Source organism: Rhizobium leguminosarum bv. trifolii WSM2297 (assembly GCF_000271845.1).
The window spans coordinates 1,855,164-1,873,970 of the sequence record NZ_JH719393.1; the positions used below are offsets into that span (position 1 = coordinate 1,855,164).

Consider the following 18,807-nt stretch of genomic DNA (forward strand, 5'->3'; position numbering starts at 1 on the left):
GATCGAGACGCCGCGTAAATAGCCATACAAGCCCGGACATCCCATCTGCCGGGCGCCATTTCGAGGCTTGCAGCTGGCACGGGGTTTGCATGTGCAATTCCATCTGCAGATCGATCGGCGCCGACCCCATGTTGCATATTGTCTTGACCTGTCTTCTTCTCAGCATCGCTTCCGGCCTGAGCATGCGGCGCTTTCTTCTGCCCTATTTCCCGGGCGGCGATCTCGCCGAGAAGTCTGCGCCCGTGACGATCGTCGCAAGCGCCGTCTTCCTGGCGACGCTCGCCTTCACCGTCTCCGATCAGGACCTCTGGGCGAAATCCGCCATCCTGCTGCTCGGCCTGTTCCTGGCGACCATGTTCGATGATGCCAGACCCAGACTGACGATCGCCTTGTCCGCCATCAGCCTGGCGGCCTATCTCGGCGTGCGTTCGATCAACTGAGCCCTATCGAACGCAAGCTATTTGGCCGTTCCGAAGCCTCTGTCGAGGTGCTGCATCCAGAGCCGAAAATCATTCGTGAGCAGCGCCACATCATACAGCCACTCCGCCCGCAAAAGCTCCCAGCGGCCTGCTTCTCCACTATCAAGCAAGGCATGAACCCTCTGCCTGAGATTTTCAAACGCCTCATCAGCGGGATAAGGCGCAGGGCGGTGCAATGCGGGATACAATCGGCTTGACATGAAGCTCACTCCTCAATAGTCGACACCGAAATATATCGTATTACGATATAATTTCAATAGATGCCAGCAAGGACTTTTAGCGGCCGACACAACGCCCCTAAACCGCTTGCAAGCCCCAAACGCTCCACGATATTACCCAAGAAAATTTTCACGCCACGCGGGAAAAACAATCTCTATTGAAGAATGATATTTCATTGTTATTCTCCAATGCGGAAACTCATCCAATGAGCGATGGCCATGGAGAGCAGACAGGCAGGCAAGATCTGGTCCGAATGGTATGCCTGGCATCCGGTCTTGCCGATCGATGACACCGTGTTTTGGCTCGAGACCGTATACCGGCGGAAATCCTCCGACGGCTTCTGGCAATACCGCTCGTTCCGGCCCGAATCCGAACGCGCACAGGCTCTGGTCTCCACGCCCATCTATCCCGGCGCTTGACCCCGCAGCGATGCGAAGATCCCGCTCAATCGATTCCGTCGATCCCGCGCCCTTCCTCGCCGAATTCAAACTTCGCCTGCCTGCGCATTTCTTTCGCCAGGTAGCAATGCGCCCTGCCGACAACGGATCGTTCGATAGAATTCACTGGTGATGCCGGCGCGAACACAACAATCGACCAAATCCCGACCGCTTTCGGCAAATAAAGCCTGACCGGCCCTCTACAGTCATGGCCGTACGGCGCAACACGCAGCCCGGTATCAGCACGGATCCCGACTGCGAAGCCTATCCGGCCAACCCGCGGTGCAAGAATGTGCTGATCAGCGTTGAGAGGACCTGCCATGAAGACCTACAAGATTGCCCTTCTGCCGGGAGACGGCATCGGCCGCGATGTAACTGAGGCAGCCAAGTCCGTGCTCGAAAAGGCGGGTGCGCGAAACGGATTTTCGCTGGCGACAACAAGCTATCCCTGGTCCTGCGACTACTATCTGGAGAACGGCAGCATGATGCCCGACAATGGCATCGAAACGCTGCGCTCCTTCGATGCCATTCTGCTCGGCGCCGTCGGATGGCCTCGGAAAGTGCCCGATTCCGTGTCTCTGCATGGACTTCTGCTGCCGATCCGCAAGGCTTTCGTGCAATATGCCAATATCCGCCCGCACCGGCTGCTGCCGGGTGTGCAAGGACCGCTGCGGTCGGAGAATTTCGACATCCTCTGCATTCGTGAAAATACCGAGGGCGAATATTCCGGCGCCGGCGGCCGCATCCACCAGGGAACCGACAGCGAGGTGGCTGTCGAGACCTCGATCTTCACCCGCAAGGGGGTCGAGCGCATCCTGCGTTTCGGCTTCGAACAAGCACGGGCGCGGCGCGGCAAGCTTGCCTCGGTGACGAAGTCGAACGCGCAGAAATACTCGATGGTGTTCTGGGACGAGATCACCCAGCAGCTTTCCACGGAATACCCCGATGTCGAGGTGACCAGCTACCATATCGACGCCATGGCTGCCCGGATGGTCATGGCGCCGGAGAGCCTCGACGTGGTCGTCGCCTCCAACCTGTTCGGCGACATCCTGACCGATCTCGGCGCCGCCATCCAGGGCGGGCTCGGCTTTGCGGCCTCCGCCAATATCAATCCTGATCGCTCGGCGCCGTCCATGTTCGAGCCCGTCCACGGCTCGGCGCCGGATATCGCCCATCTCGGCATTGCCAACCCGATCGCCGCCATCTGGTCGGGCGCAATGATGCTGGAGCACCTGGGGGAACCGGCTGCCGCCGGAAAGGTGATGGCCGCAATCGAGGCAACGACGGCACGCGGCATCGGCTCAATTCCTGGCAAGGACAAGACAGACGCGATCACCTCGTCAGTGCTTTCGGCGCTCGACTAAAGCCTGGACCGCCAAGCGACAGTTTCAATCATCGTCGTGATGGTGATGCGATGGAAGGTCGAGGCCGAACGTGTTGACGAGATCGGCCACCTGTCCCGGGCTGAGGTAACGGGGATTGAGGTTGCGCAGCAGCAGATAGAGTTTTGCCGTTTCCTCCAGCTCCTCGGTGGCAAAGACCGCCGCCTCCAGGGTGTCGCCGGCGACAACAGGTCCGTGGTTGGCCAGAAGCACCGATGAATACTTGCCTGCCAGCCCGCGGATGGCGTCGGCCACCGCCGGGTCGCCGGGACGATAATACGGCACCAGTGCGGTTTCGCCGGCGCGCATGAGATAATAGGGCGTCATCGGAGGCAGGGCAGCGCGGGGATCGATCTCCGGCAGCATGGTCAGCGCCACCGCGTGAGTGGAATGAAGATGGACGATGGCGCGGGCGCTGCCGCGTGTGTCGTAGAGGGCGGTATGCAGCGGAATTTCCTTGGTCGGCTTGTCGCCGGACAACAGCCGACCTTCGGCATCGAGCCTGGAGATCTGCGCCGGATCGAGAAACCCGAGCGAGGCATTGGTCGGCGTCACCAGCCAGCCGCCATCATCGAGCCGTAACGATATGTTGCCCGACGAACCGGGCGTCAGCCCGCGCTCGAACAGCGAGCGGCCGTATCGGCAGATTTCTTCACGCTGGCGCGCGTCGGACATGACATTTCCTCCAAAATTACGCGGTTGCGCCTTCGATGAGCTCGAAACCGAGATCGACGGCCTGGGGCGGCGCGTTGGCGACGACCATCTGCGCGGCGATTTGCCCGGTCGCCACGCGCGGCGTTCGGATGGTTGACAAGGGCTGCGGCATTGCCCGGCCGATATCGAGGCCATTATAGCCGAAAATAGCGAGCTTCGAGGGGATAGCGATCCCCTCAGCCAGACAGTGGAAATAGCCGCCCAGCGCCATATCGTCGTTGGAGAAATAAACCGCATCGAGATCCGGCGTCCGGGCAAGTAGCCGCTCCAGCCCCAGCCTGCCGTTTTCCACGGACGACGCGCCGGCGAGAATTTCACGGGCCACGAGGGGCGCGCCACCAACTTCCAGCGTTTCGCAAAAGCTTGAAAACCGCTTGCCGGCGCGGGTATCACGGTTGAGATCGTGGCCGACATAGCCGATGCGGCGATAGCCCCGCTTGAGCAGGAAGGCGGCGCTCTCCCGCCCGGCCGCCCGGTTCGAGAAGCCGACCGCGATATCGAGCGCATCTCCGTCCAGATCAAGCAGTTCCACGACCCGGCACCCGCTGGCGCGCAGCATCTTCACTGTCCCGTCCGTATGTTCGTATCCGGCCAGCATGACCGCCGCCGGCCGCCAGGCGAGCATCGCGGCGGCGAGCACTTCCTCCTTGCCCGGATCATAATCGGTGACGGAGAACACCGCCTGGTAGCGGTTTTCCTCCAGAACGGCGCTGGCTCCGCGCAGCACATCGGGGAAGACGATGTTGGAGAGCGACGGAATGACGAAGGCAACGAGACGCGACCCGGTGGAGGCCAGCGTTCCCGCGATCCGGTTCGGCACATAGCCCAATCGCTCGACGGCAGCCATCACTCGCTCCCGCGTCTTGCCGGAAAACGAGCCGTGATTGCGCAGCACGCGCGATACCGTGCTCTCGCCGACGCCGGCCGCTTCCGCGACCTCGGCAAGCGTTACCGTCACCTGCTGTTTGAGTTCCATGGTCACGTTGGAAAATCCAGCTTTCAAGTGGCTGCTCGTTCTGTCCGTTCGCCTACCTGCTGCCACTATTTTCACTGCTCTGACCAAGAAGCAATGTTTTTTTGGCAGCGCTACCAACTTGCCATTGGCAGCGCTGCCAAAATAGATTAAAGAATATGGCAGCGCTGCCACAAAGCGGGTATGGCCCCCTCGCAGCGGTGCGGACCTTTCCTCGCAAGACGGAGCACATCCTCATGGCATCATTTGCAGAAAACTCGGGCTCCGCCATTGTCTCGGCCGTCATCGGCCTTGGCTCCATGGGGCTTGGAATGGCTCGGTCGATGAAGCGCGCCGGTATCGACGTCATCGGATATGACATCACGCCGGCGGCTGTCGACCGCTTCATCGCCGATGGTGGACGTGGCGCGGCAACCCCCGCCGATGCGGCGAAGGAAGCCGATATTGTCGTTTCCGTCGTCGTCAACGGCGCGCAGACCGAAGCCGTGCTGTTCGGACCCGATGGCGTCGCCCACAAGATGAAGCCCGGCGCCGTGTTCATCTCGTCGGCAACCATGGACCCCGCCGTTGCACGCGACCTGGCACAAAGGGTGGAGGCTCTCGGCCTGCATTATCTCGACGCGCCGATTTCGGGCGGCGCCGCCAAGGCGGCGCGTGGCGAACTGACGATCATGGCGTCCGGCTCCAGCCAGGCCTTCGACAGGGCGCGCCCGGGTCTCGACGCCATGGCCGGCAAGGTCTACGAACTCGGGGACGCGGCCGGAACCGGCGCTGCCTTCAAAATGATCAACCAGCTTCTCGCCGGCGTGCATATCGCGGCCGCCTGCGAGGCGATAACCTTTGCCGCCAAGCAGGGCCTCGATCTCGACAAGGTGTTCGAGGTGATCACGGCTTCGGCTGGCAATTCGTGGATGTTCGAAAACCGCGTGCCGCATGTGCTGGCCGGAGACTACACGCCGCTCAGCAGCATCGAGATTTTCGTCAAGGATCTCGGCATCGTCCAGGACATGGCCCGCTCCGAGCGGTATCCGGTGCCCCTCGCAGCGGCGGCGCTGCAAATGTATCTGGCCGCCGCCGGCGCCGGCATGGGCCGTGATGATGATTCCTCGCTCGCCCGGCTCTACGCAAAACTTTCCGGCGCTGAATTGCCGGGTTCCGGCAAAGAACCGCAGAAGCTGTAAAAAGGAAACGCCAAAATGCCGGTTTTCGCCGCCAACCTGACGATGATGTTCAACGAATGGGCGTTCCTCGATCGCTTCGACGCCGCAGCCGATGCCGGCTTTTCTGCCGTCGAATATCTCTTTCCCTACGAAGCGGCACCCGAGGCGATCGCCGAACGGCTGACCCGCAACAATCTGCAGCAGGCCTTGTTCAACCTGCCGCCGGGCGACTGGGCGGCAGGTGAGCGCGGCATCGCGGCTCTTCCCGGACGCTTCGATGCGCTGAAAGCGGATGTCGAGAAGGCACTGGACTATGCGGCGGCGACGGGCGTCAGGCGATTGCACCTGATGGCAGGCATTGCCAACCGTCACGACGAAGACGCCTCCTCCCGTTACCGGCGCTCGGTCACTTATACGGCCGAGCGGCTTGCGGAAAAGGGCCTCGATCTTCTGCTCGAGCCGATCAACGGGCGGAACATGCCGGGATATTTCCTCAATGATTTCGGCGCCGCCGAAAAACTGATTGCCGAATCCGGCCTGGCGAACCTGAAGCTCCAGTTCGATATCTATCACCGGCAGATCATCCATGGCGACGTCGTCATGGCATTGCGGCGCCTGCTGCCGATCACCGGCCATATCCAGATTGCCAGTGTGCCGTCACGCAATGAGCCGGACGGCGAGGAGCTGAACTATCCCTATCTGTTCGGCGAAATCGATCGCCTGGGTTACGACGGTTTCATCGGCTGCGAATATATCCCGCGCGGCCAGACACTGGACGGCCTTGGCTGGTTCAAACCTTTTGCACGGAGCTAGATGATGGCTATTTTGCTCGGATCAATCGCCGACGACTATACGGGCGCCTCAGACCTCGCCAACACGCTGACGAAGAACGGTCTGCGCACGGTGCAGACGGTCGGCATCCCCAACCCGGGGCTCACGCTGCCGGATGTCGACGCCGTGGTCGTTTCCCTGAAGATCCGCTCCGTCCCGGCTTCGGAGGCCGTCACGGCCGCCACCAGCGCCGAGCGATGGCTGCGCCAGAGCGGCGCGGGCCATGTGCTCTACAAGATCTGCTCGACCTTCGATTCCACCGATGCCGGCAATATCGGACCGGTCACCGAGGCATTGCGCGATGCCGCCGGCGGCGGCGTCGTGCTAGTAACGCCAGCCTTCCCGGAAACGGGTCGGACCGTCTATCTCGGTCACCTCTTTGTCGGCGGACAGCCGTTGAACGAAAGCCCGCTCAAGGACCACCCCCTCAATCCGATGCACGACGCCAATCTGGTGCGGGTTCTCGCCAGGCAATCGAATGGCGCTATAGGGCTGATCGATCTCACGGCCATCGCCGCCGGACCCGCCACCGTCAAGGCGAGGCTCGAGGCACTGCGGGCGGCAGGCATCACCGCTGCCATCGCCGACGCGATTTTCGAGCGGGATCTTGAAACGCTCGGCGCGGTCGCACTCGAAACTCCGGTGTCCACCGGCGCCTCCGGGCTCGGCCTCGGCCTTGCCCGCGCGCTCGTCCACTCCGGTCGGGTATCGTCCGACGGAGCTGCGCCGGCGGTTATCCGGCCGGTGGGCGGGTTTTCCGCGGTCATCGCCGGCAGTTGTTCCGCAGCAACGCTACGCCAGCTCGACGCCGCCGAGCGTTCGATGTCCGTCCTGCGTCTCGACCCAGAAAAACTGCTTGCCGGTCCGGACGAGATCGCCGCGGCGATTTCCTGGGCGGGAGACCGCATCGCCGCCGGCCCAGTCGTGGTCGCCGCCAGCGCCGCGCCCGAAACCGTGGCCCGTCTGCAATCCCTTTATGGACGGGAGGCAGCCGGCCATGCGATCGAGACCGCAACGTCGATCATCGCCGCCGAACTGGTGGAAAAAGGCGTGCGGCGGCTCGTGGTCGCAGGCGGAGAAACCTCGGGGGCGGCGGTCGACAAGCTTGCCATTCCGGCATTTCTGATCGGACCGGAGATTGCGCCCGGCGTGCCGGTCCTGCGCACAGTCGGCAATGCCCAGGGCGACATGCTTCTGGCGTTGAAGTCAGGAAACTTCGGAGGCGAGGATTTCTTTGCGGCAGCGCTGGCGATGATGAACTGACGTGTTCAGCATCGCCAGGTGCCGGCTTGGGTACCGATGGTCGGGAAGCCTCTCGGCCATTCTGAAATATCCAAGGATAGCCTGAAGCCGATCAGTTCATCTCGATCGACTATCGCCGCTCATCGGCGATTGGCGCGGGCCGCTCGCCGTGCCGCTTCCGCGTCCCCTTCAACCGGCGTCAGAAGCCGCCGCGCCGCAAGCAGCCTCCGAAACCCCGAAACTTTACGAAAACGGCGTCGGGGCCGGTGCGCGGCATATTCGATTGGGCCTGCAATTACCGCGTTATCCCCTCGCATCCCCGGCGTTCATGGGAGCCCTGTCGCCCGCCGCACCGAAACGGCGAGCGTCGTTCGGGAAGGCGCTTCACGCCGACAGAGGCTCCGGCGGACCAGGATGCGAGCGGGCGAAGCAAGCCCCGAGAATATCGCGAAACGGCCAGATTCAGTATTTTGTGCCGCCATATCGCGCCTTTCAGGAGAATCCGGCGCAAGGCCGGTGACACACTACAATCAGTGAACGGCTCGTGTCCCGGCAGATGCGGGGCCTTCCACACAAGAGCGGGGCAAAAGATCCCGCCATAGGGAACAGAATATTCTTCTTTGAGAAACCGCGCTCCCGCCAGAGCCGAACACTGGGGAATTCACGTGAGCAAGAGCCTTCCGGAATTCAAATACATGACATTCGACGTCGTCGGTACGCTCATAGACTTCGAGGGCGGCCTGAAGGCCTGTTTTGCCGAGATCGCGGCCGAGACGGGACGCACGGTTGACGGCGAGCAGGCGCTCAGCCTCTACCGCGCAGCCCGCTACTCCGAGGATGCCGATCTTTTTCCCGACGACCTCGTGCGCGTCTACCTGGCGATCGCGCCGGAACTCGGCCTGCCCGCCGATCAAAAATATGGCGAACGGCTGCGGGACTCGGCGAAGAGCTGGAAGGGCTTTTCGGACAGCGCCGCAGCGTTGGCCAAACTTGCGAAGGATTACCGCCTCGTTGCGATGACCAATGCCCGCCGCTGGGCATTCGATTTGTTCGAGAAGGAACTCGGCAATCCCTTTTATGCCGCCTTCACGGCCGACGATACAGGCACTGAAAAACCCGATCCCGCATTCTTCGAGAAGGTCTTCGCCTACATTGCCGCAGAAGGTCATTCGAAGGACGACATCCTGCATGTCGCCCAGAGCCAGTACCACGATATCGGAATTTCCAGGCAACTGGGGCTCGCCAATTGCTGGATCGAGCGGCGCCATGCCCAAAAGGGTTACGGCGGCACGATCGAGCCGGCCGAGTTCACCGAACCCGATTACCATTTTACGTCCATGGCTGGCCTCGCCGATGCGGTGGCCGCCGCCCGCGCCTGACTTAACCGGATCGGGCCCCGCCCGCAGCAGGGCAGCCCGCCACACAAGAAAAGGGGAATGAGATGAACGACAAGATCACCAACTGGACCAGGTCCGACGACACCATGATCGAGACGGCCATCCGTCGCGGCGCGACCCGCCGCGAGTTGCTGCATATGATGCTGGCGGGCGGCGTCGCCATGTCCGCCGGCGGGTTCGTTCTTGGCCGCGCCGGAAAGGCGCTTGCCGCCTCACCCGTTGCGGGCGGCGCGCTCAAGGCAGCCGGCTGGTCGTCCTCCACGGCAGATACGCTCGACCCCGCCAAGGCGTCGCTCTCCACCGACTACGTCCGGTGCTGCTCCTTCTATAACCGTCTTACCATCCTCGACCAGAGCGGCAAGCCGCAGATGGAGCTTGCCGATGCGATCGAGTCCAAGGATGCGAAAACCTGGACGGTGAAGCTGAAAAGCGGCGTCACCTTCCACGACGGCAAGCCGCTGACCGCCGACGACGTGGTGTTCTCTCTGAAGCGCCATCTCGACCCCGCCGTCGGCTCGAAGGTCGCCAAGATCGCCGCCCAGATGACCGGCTTCAAGGCGGTCGACAAACAGACCGTCGAGATCACCCTCGCCGATGCAAACGCGGACTTGCCGACCATCCTGGCTCTGCACCACTTCATGATCGTTGCCGACGGCACGACCGACTTTTCAAAGGCGAATGGCACCGGCGCTTTCGTCAAGGAGGTCTTCGAGCCCGGCGTACGCTCGGTCGGGATCAAGAACAAGAACTACTGGAAATCCGGCCCGAACGTCGATTCTTTCGAGTATTTCGCCATCAGCGACGACAATGCCCGCGTCAACGCGCTGCTTTCGGGCGATATCCATCTTGCCGCCACGATCAATCCGCGTTCCATGCGCCTTGTCGAGACACAAGGCGACGCGTTCACATTGTCGAAGTCGACCTCCGGCAGCTATACAAACCTCAACATGCGGCTGGATATGGCGCCCGGCAACAAGCGGGACTTTATCGAGGGCATGAAATATCTCGTCAATCGCGAACAGATCGTCAAGTCGGCGCTGCGCGGTCTCGGCGAGGTCGGCAACGACCAACCCATTTCACCGGCGAACTTCTATCATGACGCCGGCCTGAAAGCGCGGGAATTCGATCCCGATAAGGCGAAGTTCCACTTCGATAAGGCGGGCGTCCTCGGCCAATCCATTCCGATCATCGCTTCCGATGCGGCGAACTCGTCGATCGACATGGCCATGATCATCCAGGCTGCCGGCGCTGAAATCGGCATGAAGCTCGATGTTCAGCGCGTGCCGTCCGATGGATACTGGGACAACTACTGGCTCAAGGCGCCGATTCACTTTGGCAATATCAACCCACGGCCAACCCCTGATATCCTGTTTTCCCTGCTCTACGCCTCGGATGCCCCGTGGAACGAAAGCCACTACAAGTCGGAGAAGTTCGACAAGATGCTGATCGAGGCTCGCGGTTCGCTCGACCAGGAGAAGCGTAAGGCGATGTACAACGAGATGCAGGCTATGGTCGCCCAGGAAGCCGGCACCATCATTCCAGCCTATATATCGAATGTCGATGCCACCACGGCAAAGCTCAAGGGTTTGCAACCCAGCCCGCTTGGCGGCCAGATGGGATACGCCTTTGCCGAATATGTCTGGCTCGAAGCCTGATAAAGCCCGGGGGCCGCGGCCGCAGCCGCGCCCCCGGTTCCTCCATTTGTGTTGGTAAAACTCAATTCGAACGCCAAAAGGGAGCCGCGCGTGAACAACCAGGTCCTATCCCTTGTGCTGAGCAGATTGCTCATCGCCCTGATCACCCTGGTGATCGTCTCCTTCGCCGTGTTCTTCGCGACAACGCTTTTGCCGGGAGACACGGCGACGATCCTGCTTGGCCAGGCGGCGACGCCAGAAGCCGTCGAAGGTCTCCGCAAGGCCATGCATCTCGACGAGCCGGCGTTGTTTCGTTTCCTGCGCTGGTCTGTCGGACTGCTGCAGGGCGACCTTGGCACGTCCTATGCCAACCAGATGCCGATCGTCGACCTCATTGCCGGCCGCTTCGTCAACACGCTGAAACTCGCCGGCGTCACCGCGCTGTTCTCCGTGCCGATTGCACTGACGCTCGGGATCACCGCGGCGATGCTGCGCGGCACGCTCTACGACCGGATCGTCACGGTGATCACCATCGGCGTCATCTCTGTGCCGGAGTTCATGGTCGCAACCTCGGCTGCGCTGATCTTCGCGGTCTATCTGAAATGGCTGCCGGCGCTGTCTTTCGCCAACGAGGTCCACAGTCTCAGCGATTTGCTCCGCGTCTATGCGATGCCGGTCATCACCCTCACCTTCGTCGTCTCGGCTCAGATGATCCGCATGACGCGCGCGGCTGTTATCGAGACGCTGAACACGCCCTATGTCGAAATGGCCTTGCTCAAGGGAGCCTCCCGGCCGCGCATCGTCTTTCGCCATGCGCTGCCCAATGCGCTCGGCCCGATCGTCAATGCCGTTGCACTTTCACTGTCCTACCTGCTTGGAGGGGTCATCATCGTCGAGACCATCTTCAACTATCCTGGTATCGCCAAGCTGATGCTGGATGCCGTCGCCACGCGCGACCTGCCGCTGATCCAGAGCTGCGCGATGATCTTCTGCCTAGGCTATCTGCTGCTGATCACCATCGCCGACATTATCGCCATCCTTTCCAATCCGAGGCTCCGATGACCATGACCAGTTCCGTAACCACGTCCGGCCGTCCGTCCGGAACACGGTTTGGCTATCGCTTCAACATCGTCGGAGCGATCGGCCTTATCGTCATCCTTTCGTGGGCGCTCATCGCGATCATCGCGCCACTGATCATCCCCTACCCTGTCGGCGAGATCGTCGATCTCGACTATTTCGGCCCGATGAGCCGGGAACTGTGGTTCGGCTCCGATTATCTCGGCCGCGACATGCTCTCGCGGATTCTGATGGGCGCGCGGTACACGGTCGGCATCTCGCTGGCGGCGGTGACGATCGCCTGCTTCAGCGGCGTCGTGCTCGGCATGATCGCAGCGGTCGCCGGCGGCTGGCTGGACACGATCCTCAGCCGCTTCCTCGACGCCCTCAATTCCATCCCGAGCAAGCTGTTCGGCCTGGTGATTGTCGCCGCAGTCGGCTCTTCGGTCCCGGTTCTGGTCTTGACGCTGTCGGTGATCTACATCCCCGGCGCCTACCGCTTCGCTCGGGCGCTCGCCGTCAACATCAATGCGATGGATTTCATCACGGTCGCGCGCATCCGCGGCGAAAATACCCTCTATCTCATCCGCTCGGAAATCCTGCCCAACATCGTCGGGCCGGTGCTCGCGGACCTTGGAATCCGCTTTGTCTTCATCGTTCTGCTCCTTTCCGGGCTTTCCTTCCTCGGCCTCGGCGTTCAGCCGCCCTATGCCGACTGGGGTGCGCTGGTGCGCGAGAATATCGGCGGGCTGCCGTTCGGCGCACCGGCGGTGATGTTTCCCTCGCTTGCCATCGCCAGCCTTACGATCAGCGTCAATCTGCTGATAGACAACCTGCCGCAGAAAATCCGCGACCGGAGCGTGTCATGAGCAATTTCATTGAAATCCGTGACCTGAAGGTCGAGGCCACCACCGATTCCGGCCGGCGCGTCGAGATCATCAAGGGTGTCAGCCTCGACATTGCCGAGGGCGAGATCGTCGCGCTGATCGGCGAGAGCGGCTCCGGCAAGACAACCATTGCCCTGACCCTGATGGGCCATACCCGTCCGGGCTGCCGCATCTCCGGCGGCAGTGTTTCGGTCGGCGGCAAGGATATGGTCACGCTCAGCGAGAAGCAGCGCGCCAAGGTGCGCGGCACCGAAGTCGCCTATGTCCCGCAATCTGCTGCCGCCGCCTTCAACCCGGCCAAAACGATCATGGATCAGGTGATCGAAGTCACCCGTATTCATCAGCTGATGTCGCCAGAGGATGCGCGTGCCCGGGCAGTGGAGCTCTTCCGGGCGCTGTCCCTGCCGGAGCCCGAGACGATCGGCAGCCGTTATCCGCACCAGGTTTCCGGAGGCCAGCTGCAGCGCCTGGCGGCGGCCATGGCGCTGATCGGCGACCCGACCCTCGTCATCTTCGACGAGCCGACGACGGCGCTCGACGTGACGACCCAGATCGAAGTGCTGCGCGCGTTCAAGTCGGTCATGAAGAAGGGCGGCATAGCGGGCGTCTATGTCTCGCACGACCTTGCTGTCGTCGCGCAGATCGCTGACCGCATTGTCGTGCTGAAAGGCGGGGAAACCCAGGAAACCGGGACCACCAATGAAATCCTCAACAACGCCAAGCATCCCTATACCAGAGAGCTTCTTGCAGCCTTTGAGCCGAAATCACGCGGCATAGCAGGCGCTATAGAAAACGCGACGGCCCCTCTCCTGAAGATCGAAGATCTCGTCGCGGGCTATGGACAGCGCCAGGCCGACGGCCTCCCCCTCGTCCGGGCGGTCGAACACGTGAGCCTGAAGGTGGAAAAAGGGCGTAACCTCGGCATCATCGGCGAATCCGGGTGCGGCAAGTCAACGCTCGCCCGCACCATCGCCGGCATCCTGCCGGCCGCAATCGGCAAAATCGTCTTCGACGGCACGGAACTCAGCCGCAGCGCTCGCGAGCGCTCGCGCGATCAGTTGCGCGAGATGCAGATCGTCTTCCAATATGCCGATACCGCTCTCAACCCGGCAAAATCGGTTGAGGACATCCTTGCCAGGCCCCTGGTTTTTTACCACCGCATGGATCGTCAGGCGCGAAAAACCCGGATCGATCAGCTGCTCGACATGGTTCGCCTGCCCCGCAGCCTGCGCCATCGCCGGCCGGGAGAGCTCTCAGGCGGGCAGAAACAGCGTGTCAACTTCGCCCGGGCGCTCGCCGCCGATCCGAAACTGATCCTCTGCGACGAGATTACCTCGGCTCTCGACACGGTGGTTGCCGCCGCGGTCATCGACCTGCTCAAGGAGTTGCAGCGCGAACTCGGCCTCTCCTACATCTTCATCAGCCACGACCTCTCAGTCGTGGAGGCGATCTGCGACGAGATCGTCGTGATGTATGGAGGCCGCAAGGTCGAGGAAATCACCCCCTCGACGGTGAAGGCGCCGACGCATCCCTATTCGCAGTTGCTCTTCTCCTCGGTGCCGACGCTCGATCCGGCCTGGCTCGACGGTCTCCAGCAGGATCCTGAACTGGTGCGAGCCTATTGCCGGCAATGAGGGTCGGCGTGGCGATCACTTTGTCCGGCAACGTTCCGCCTTGCGAGGCAGGGGGAAGCACGAATGGCTGCCGACCTCCTCGCAAGGCACAATCTTCTGCCGCCACCAGCTGATCTGCGGCAAAAGCGCCGCGCCAGGTCCGCTAGACTACCCCCTGAAACGGAGACCCTGACATGCCCGCACCGCTCGATCGCGTCGACACCACGCCAGAGCTGCCCACTGCCGCCGATGCGGTGGTGATCGGCGGCGGCATCGTCGGCGTTTTCGCAGCCTATTATCTGGCCCGGCGCGGATTGAAGGTGGCTCTTGTCGAGAAAGGCCTTATCGGCGCGGAACAATCGAGCCGCAACTGGGGCTGGTGCCGGCAGCAGAACCGCGACGCCCGCGAACTGCCGATGTCGACGAAGAGCCTCGATCTGTGGGAGCGCTTCGCCGCGGAGACCGGGGAGGATACCGGTTTTCGCCGCTGCGGCCTCTTCTATCTCAGCAATAGCGACGAAGAACTGGCCGGCTGGGCACGCTGGCGGGATTTCGCGCGTTCGGTCGGCGTCACGACGTATATGCTGAGCGGCGCAGAGGCCACCGAACGCGGGCGCGCCACCGGCGCCTCGTGGAAGGGCGGAGTGTTTTCGCCGACCGACGGCACCGCCGATCCGTCACGCGCCGCACCGGCCGTCGCGCGGGCGATCCTGAAGCTCGGCGGCACGGTGCATCAATCCTGCGCGGCCCGCGGCATCGACATCGAAGGCGGCAGGCTCGCCGGCGTCGTCACCGAGCACGGTACGATCAGGACAAAAATTGCCATCATGGCCGGCGGCGCCTGGGCCTCCTCCTTCTGCCGCCAGCTCGGCATTCGATTTCCGCAGGCATCGATCCGTTCGTCGATCCTTGCCGTTTCGCCCGGAGCAAGCGGCCTGCCGGACGCACTCCACACATCTGCGGTCTCCGCTACACGTCGCAGCGATGGTGGCTATACGCTGGCAATCAGCGGTCGCGGCCGCGTCGATCCGACGCCGCAGCAGTTGCGCTTCGCCCGCCAGTTCCTGCCGATGTTTGCCCGGCGCTGGCGGAGCTTAGCGCCCGGCGGTCTGGAGGGATTTCGATCCGGCCATGAATCGCTGGCCCGCTGGCGTCTAGACCGGCCGACCCCAATGGAGCGCATGCGCATCCTCGACCCGACCGTCGATAAGGCCACCATTGCCCTAACCCATGCGAGGGCACTCGAGCTTCTGCCCGCCTTGAAGAAAACCAGCATCGCCGCGGCTTGGGCGGGCTATATCGACAGCACTCCGGACGGCGTGCCGGGGATTGGCGAGATCGCCACTCTCCCAGGTTTTATCCTTGCTGCGGGCTTCAGCGGCCACGGCTTCGGCATCGGACCGGGCGCCGGTCATTTGATTGCCGATATCGCCACAGGCGATGAGCCGATTGTCGATCCACGGCCCTATCACCCAGACCGCTTCGGCAAATCCGCCTGGGGCAAGGTGGCCGACTTTTGATTTCGGCGCGGCCGGAGGAACATTTCATGAAAAACGCCCGCAAATTCTATATCGGCGGTGAGTGGGTCGATCCCGAAAGGCTGAGAGAGCTTGAGGTGATCGATCCATCGACCGAGCAATCCATCGGAACGATAGCGATCGGCGATACCGCCGATGTAGAGCGGGCGATCAAAGCCGCCCGGGCGGCCTTTACGACTTTTTCACAGACGACGAAGGCGGAGCGCAGGGCGCTGCTCGAGCGAATTCTGATGATCCTGAAGCGCCGCCAGCGGGAGATCGGCGACATCATCTCCCGCGAAATGGGAGCCCCGCGCGCCATGGCACGGGCGGAACAGGCGGGACTGGGGGCGGCGCATTTCGAAGAGACAATCCGGGCGTTCGATGCATTCGACTTCGAATATATGCAGGGCTCGACTCGGATCATTCACGAACCGATCGGCGTCGTGAGCATGATCACGCCATGGAACTGGCCGATCAACCAGATTGCCTGCAAGGTGGCTCCGGCGCTGGCGACAGGCTGCACGATGGTGCTCAAACCGTCGGAGATCGCGCCCTTCAACGCTCTCCTCTTTGCTGAGATCATGCATGAGGCGGGTGTTCCGAAAGGGGTCTTCAACCTCGTTCAGGGCGACGGACCGACAGTCGGCGCGGCGCTCGCCGGCCATTCCGATGTCGATATGGTGTCTTTTACCGGGTCGACGCAGGCCGGGATCGCCGTCGCCCAGGCTGCGGCGCCGACGGTCAAGCGGGTGCATCAGGAACTCGGCGGAAAGTCGCCGAACATCCTATTGCGAAGCGCCGATCTGGGTGCGGCGGTCGCAGCCGGCCTGCGCCGGTGCTTCGCCAATTCCGGGCAATCGTGCAATGCGCCGACCCGGATGCTGGTGCCGGCCGAGCGCATGGATGAAGCGAGCGCCATTGCGGCGACGGCGGCGGCATCGCTGACGGTCGGGCCGCCTGACGACCCGGGCACTGATCTGGGTCCGGTGGCGAGCGCTGCCCAGTTCGCCAAGATCCAGGCGCTGATTGAGAAAGGCATTGCCGAGGGCGCCGAGTTGGTGGCCGGCGGTCGCGGGCGCCCGTCGCATCTGAACGCCGGCTATTACGTGCGTCCGACAGTATTTGCGTGCGTGAAGAATTCGATGACCATCGCACGGGAGGAGATTTTTGGTCCCGTACTGTCGATCATCGGCTACGACACCGAGGACGATGCTATGGCGATTGCCAACGACACACCTTACGGTCTTGCCGCCTATATCCAAGGCGATCCGCAGGAGGCGCGGACGCTCGCCCGTCGGCTTCGCACCGGCATCGTGCGCCTCAATCAATCTGCATGGGATGGCGCGGCTCCCTTCGGCGGCTACAAGCAGTCCGGCAACGGCCGCGAATACGGGAAGTTCGGATTGCAGGAATTCACCGAGATCAAGGGCATTGTCGGGCACGCCGATTAAGGCATGTCCTAACGCGCCTGTCGCCTCAAAAAGCCGGAAACAGCACTTGTTCCAGAGGCCACGGACATCCGCGGGCTGCTGGCATGCGATGCCCTGCGGTCGTGCTGGGGGATGGGCTCGCCATCACGAGCGGCGTTGTTCACCTCGTCGATCCCCTTATACCGCGTGGTCGTGGCAGTCGCGATGACCTGCACCACCCGTTGATCGAGGTGAGGTGCGCCATGACTGAGGAAATTGCCTGGCCGTTCTCCCTACCAACCTGAGCACCGCGACTTGATCTCGCGCGCAGCCCGACGCAGCACTGCGCGAACTCGCGCCCCTCCTGCGCGACAATATTCGATGCAAAATACGGAGAATCCGCTGCAACCAGTGCATTCTGCCGTGCCCCCTCCCCGATACTGCCAGCTATCATTCACGTCGAGGCCGCCATGTCCCCTTTGATCCACACCATCAGCAGCGATGAAACTCTACCCAAATCATCAGATGTCGTCGTGATCGGTGGCGGGATTGTTGGCGCCAGCGCAGCCTATTTCTTGGCACGTCGCGGCCTCTCAGTGACGCTTATCGAAAAGGGTTATGTCGGCTGCGAACAGTCGAGCCGGAACTGGGGCTGGTGCCGTCAACAGAACCGGGATGAGCGTGAGCTACCGCTTGCCAATCTGGCGCTGCGGCTATGGGAAGAGCTGACCACAGAGATCGGGCATGACCTTGGCTTTCGCCGTTGCGGGCTCCTTTATGCCACTGCTGATCCCAAGCAGCTCGCTGAATGGGACCGTTGGCGCGAGGTTGCCCGACGGTTTGACGTCAATACGCGAATGCTTACCGCCAGCGAGGCCGCTGCCGCCGTTCCAGCGGCCGGCGGCCGCAAATGGCTGGGCGGCGTCCACGCGGCCGACGACGGCAAGGCCGAGCCCTGGCTCGCCGCTCCTCGGATAGCCGAGGGGGCGCGCAAACATGGCGCGACCATTCATCAGAACTGCGCGGCGCGCGGCCTGGATATCACCAATGGTCAAGTGAGCGGCGTCGTCACCGAGAAGGGCCTTATCCGCACCAGCCGGGTACTATGTGCCGCCGGTGCCTGGGCTTCTGCTTTTCTGCGCATGCATGCGGTTTCCCTGCCGCAGGCCAGTGTCCGTCAGACCGCACTGCGGACCGGCCCTGCACCGGATTTTGGCGGAGCAATCTATACGTCCGACTGTGCCCTGACGCGCCGGACCGATGGCAGCTACACGATAGCCGTCAGCGGCAGGGCGACGCTCGAGCTCACGCCGCAGAGCATTCGCTATGCTCGCCCGTTTCTGCCGATGTTCATCAAACGGCGGAAGGCCGTCGAGATCGGCATAGGCCGCTCGTTTTTCCAAGGTCCGGAAGCACTCGGTCGCTGGCATCTTGACAGGCCGACCCCCTTCGAACGCATTCGCGTACTCGATCCTGCTCCGGACATTCGGACGACGGCAACCATAATGGCGCGGATAAAAGCCCTGCTGCCCGCCGTCGCCGATGCCGGCGTCGTGTCTGCTTGGGGCGGATATGTCGACTCCACCCCGGATGCCATACCCGCGATTTCTCCGGTGGGCAGCATCGACGGCGTGTTCGTCGCCGCAGGTTGTTCCGGACACGGCTTCGGCGCCGGCCCTGGCATAGGCCATCTGGCAGCGGATTTGGTCGCCGGCGACAGGGCAATCGTCGATCCGACCCCATTCCGCCTGTCGCGCTTCGCGGACAAATCGAAAATTGAAGTTGGCGCGATCTGATGCGATGTAGCCGAGCGGCGTTGGATGATCCGCGATGTTCCTAGCTGCCGCGGATCCT

General features: G+C 62.5%; 18 protein-coding genes. 14 read left to right on the top strand and 4 right to left on the bottom strand.

Going from position 1 to position 18,807, the window contains the following annotated elements; genetic code table 11:
* Window positions 1-128: 128 nt before the first annotated feature.
* Window positions 129-440, top strand: coding sequence for a hypothetical protein (locus RLEG4DRAFT_RS62940; RefSeq protein ID WP_003575825.1), 312 nt, complete (start codon window positions 129-131; stop codon window positions 438-440).
* 17 nt (window positions 441-457) lie between these two features.
* Here the strand turns inward: RLEG4DRAFT_RS62940 and RLEG4DRAFT_RS62945 are convergent, their stop codons facing one another.
* A complete protein-coding gene (locus RLEG4DRAFT_RS62945) occupies window positions 458-679 on the bottom strand; it encodes a hypothetical protein (protein ID WP_003575823.1) in 222 nt (73 codons plus the stop codon).
* Between the two features lie 237 nt (window positions 680-916).
* Here RLEG4DRAFT_RS62945 and RLEG4DRAFT_RS62950 point away from each other — a divergent pair, with 237 nt between their 5' ends.
* Window positions 917-1,117 (top strand): hypothetical protein, encoded by a 201-nt coding sequence (locus tag RLEG4DRAFT_RS62950; protein ID WP_003575821.1) that lies wholly within the window; start codon window positions 917-919, stop codon window positions 1,115-1,117.
* 25 nt (window positions 1,118-1,142) lie between these two features.
* On the opposite strand, the gene RLEG4DRAFT_RS62955 is transcribed toward RLEG4DRAFT_RS62950, so the two are convergent.
* Complete coding sequence (locus RLEG4DRAFT_RS62955) at window positions 1,143-1,457, bottom strand: hypothetical protein (RefSeq protein ID WP_037093263.1); 315 nt, start codon at window positions 1,455-1,457, stop codon at window positions 1,143-1,145.
* Here RLEG4DRAFT_RS62955 and RLEG4DRAFT_RS62960 point away from each other — a divergent pair.
* Window positions 1,456-2,499: a tartrate dehydrogenase gene (locus RLEG4DRAFT_RS62960; protein WP_003575820.1), complete on the top strand. Its 1,044-nt coding sequence runs from the start codon at window positions 1,456-1,458 to the stop codon at window positions 2,497-2,499. The two genes, RLEG4DRAFT_RS62955 and RLEG4DRAFT_RS62960, sit on opposite strands and share 2 nt — an antisense overlap.
* A gap of 24 nt (window positions 2,500-2,523) precedes the next feature.
* On the opposite strand, the gene RLEG4DRAFT_RS62965 is transcribed toward RLEG4DRAFT_RS62960, so the two are convergent.
* Entirely contained in the window at window positions 2,524-3,192 is a 669-nt protein-coding gene (locus RLEG4DRAFT_RS62965) for an aldolase (RefSeq protein ID WP_003575818.1), read from the bottom strand.
* A 16-nt stretch (window positions 3,193-3,208) separates the two neighbouring features.
* A complete protein-coding gene (locus RLEG4DRAFT_RS62970) occupies window positions 3,209-4,207 on the bottom strand; it encodes a LacI family DNA-binding transcriptional regulator (RefSeq protein ID WP_003575816.1) in 999 nt (332 codons plus the stop codon).
* 233 nt (window positions 4,208-4,440) lie between these two features.
* Between RLEG4DRAFT_RS62970 and ltnD the strand changes: the two genes are divergently transcribed.
* The 11 genes from ltnD to RLEG4DRAFT_RS63025 all read left to right on the top strand — a co-directional run bounded on the left by ltnD (window position 4,441) and on the right by RLEG4DRAFT_RS63025 (window position 18,749).
* A complete protein-coding gene (gene ltnD, locus RLEG4DRAFT_RS62975; RefSeq protein ID WP_003575813.1) occupies window positions 4,441-5,385 on the top strand; it encodes an L-threonate dehydrogenase in 945 nt (314 codons plus the stop codon).
* Window positions 5,386-5,400: 15 nt separating this feature from the next.
* Window positions 5,401-6,177 carry a 2-oxo-tetronate isomerase gene (gene otnI, locus RLEG4DRAFT_RS62980; RefSeq protein WP_003575811.1) on the top strand — a complete coding sequence of 259 codons (777 nt, stop codon included), beginning with the start codon at window positions 5,401-5,403 and terminating at the stop codon, window positions 6,175-6,177.
* A gap of 3 nt (window positions 6,178-6,180) precedes the next feature.
* Window positions 6,181-7,458 carry a 3-oxo-tetronate kinase gene (otnK, locus tag RLEG4DRAFT_RS62985; protein WP_003575809.1) on the top strand — a complete coding sequence of 426 codons (1,278 nt, stop codon included), beginning with the start codon at window positions 6,181-6,183 and terminating at the stop codon, window positions 7,456-7,458.
* 644 nt (window positions 7,459-8,102) lie between these two features.
* Window positions 8,103-8,816, top strand: a complete 714-nt coding sequence (locus tag RLEG4DRAFT_RS62990) for an HAD-IA family hydrolase (RefSeq protein WP_003575807.1) — start codon at window positions 8,103-8,105, stop codon at window positions 8,814-8,816.
* A gap of 62 nt (window positions 8,817-8,878) precedes the next feature.
* Complete coding sequence (locus tag RLEG4DRAFT_RS62995) at window positions 8,879-10,489, top strand: ABC transporter substrate-binding protein (protein ID WP_003575804.1); 1,611 nt, start codon at window positions 8,879-8,881, stop codon at window positions 10,487-10,489.
* Between the two features lie 90 nt (window positions 10,490-10,579).
* Window positions 10,580-11,530: an ABC transporter permease gene (locus RLEG4DRAFT_RS63000; protein ID WP_003575803.1), complete on the top strand. Its 951-nt coding sequence runs from the start codon at window positions 10,580-10,582 to the stop codon at window positions 11,528-11,530.
* On the top strand, window positions 11,527-12,393 hold the full coding sequence (locus RLEG4DRAFT_RS63005) for an ABC transporter permease (protein WP_003575801.1): 867 nt from the start codon (window positions 11,527-11,529) through the stop codon (window positions 12,391-12,393). Before RLEG4DRAFT_RS63000 ends, RLEG4DRAFT_RS63005 begins: the two co-directional genes overlap by 4 nt.
* Window positions 12,390-14,045, top strand: a complete 1,656-nt coding sequence (locus RLEG4DRAFT_RS63010) for an ABC transporter ATP-binding protein (protein WP_003575799.1) — start codon at window positions 12,390-12,392, stop codon at window positions 14,043-14,045. Before RLEG4DRAFT_RS63005 ends, RLEG4DRAFT_RS63010 begins: the two co-directional genes overlap by 4 nt.
* A 173-nt stretch (window positions 14,046-14,218) precedes the next feature.
* Window positions 14,219-15,544 carry an NAD(P)/FAD-dependent oxidoreductase gene (locus RLEG4DRAFT_RS63015; protein ID WP_003575797.1) on the top strand — a complete coding sequence of 442 codons (1,326 nt, stop codon included), beginning with the start codon at window positions 14,219-14,221 and terminating at the stop codon, window positions 15,542-15,544.
* A 26-nt stretch (window positions 15,545-15,570) separates the two neighbouring features.
* Window positions 15,571-16,995 carry an aldehyde dehydrogenase family protein gene (locus tag RLEG4DRAFT_RS63020; protein WP_003575794.1) on the top strand — a complete coding sequence of 475 codons (1,425 nt, stop codon included), beginning with the start codon at window positions 15,571-15,573 and terminating at the stop codon, window positions 16,993-16,995.
* Between the two features lie 428 nt (window positions 16,996-17,423).
* Window positions 17,424-18,749, top strand: a complete 1,326-nt coding sequence (locus tag RLEG4DRAFT_RS63025; protein WP_003575791.1) for an NAD(P)/FAD-dependent oxidoreductase — start codon at window positions 17,424-17,426, stop codon at window positions 18,747-18,749.
* Window positions 18,750-18,807 lie beyond the last annotated feature (58 nt).